The organism is Shigella sp. FC1544 (assembly GCF_001722145.1).
Lineage (GTDB): Bacteria > Pseudomonadota > Gammaproteobacteria > Enterobacterales > Enterobacteriaceae > Escherichia > Escherichia coli.
This window is the reverse complement of record NZ_MECT01000373.1, coordinates 1-714: the sequence shown is the minus strand read 5'-3', so window position 1 is coordinate 714 and position 714 is coordinate 1. Positions and strand designations below refer to the sequence as shown.

The following is a 714-nucleotide window of genomic DNA, read 5'->3' as shown; positions in this document are numbered from 1 at the left end:
TTAAAAAAGCACCGAAGAATGCGCGTTTATTCAACACAACCTGATCATCAAGTAATCGGTATAGACACTTAATATTGCTTACATTGATTGATTCAATGTATCTCTGATGGTTTTTTGCTCCGTTCCCCTCAACATGGACGCAACTTCCCCTCTGCGACTCTCAGCCGCACCACCGTATTCGAGCCAGCGGCTCATGCATCATAACCTGCTCTGCCAGACGGTAACCCCTCTTCAGCCCCGTAAACCGCATCTGACCTCCGCACAGCTCGCACTTCAGCGGGTCAACCTTCAGTCACTGCTGATACATCCCTCTCCTTGTGATTTGCCTCGCCGTTTTTCTCACTGTCTCCGTTATGGCGTACACCACATCTTCCAGTAATCGCCGCTTCACCGGACTCAGGACCCCGTATCACCATCCGGAACCCCTTATCCGCCACATGCCAGGAGAACCTTTCCATAAACTCGTCGCCACTCATCACAAGGTTTTCTTCTCGTTTTGTCCGGTGGCTGTTGTAACGCAGGCCAATTTCATCCTGACCGGCATAATGTTCCAGGCGGCTCATCTGCACCGGCTGCTTCTCCAGCCAGTTAAGCCATCGGTTTCCCTGCTGAAAAATATCGGCAAAACGGGGAAGCATCAGAAGGGCGGGGCGACTCCGTCCGGCCAGTGAACCGTGCCACACTCCGGGCAGTACATACCGCCGGCGCTGATAC

At 52.9% G+C, this 714-nt stretch carries 1 pseudogene; it reads right to left on the bottom strand.

Annotation, left to right across the window (positions count from 1 at the left end):
* Positions 1-160: 160 nt before the first annotated feature.
* Positions 161-590, bottom strand: a pseudogene (locus tag BGK49_RS16520) (transposase); the annotation flags it as partial.
* Positions 591-714: the final 124 nt, after the last annotated feature.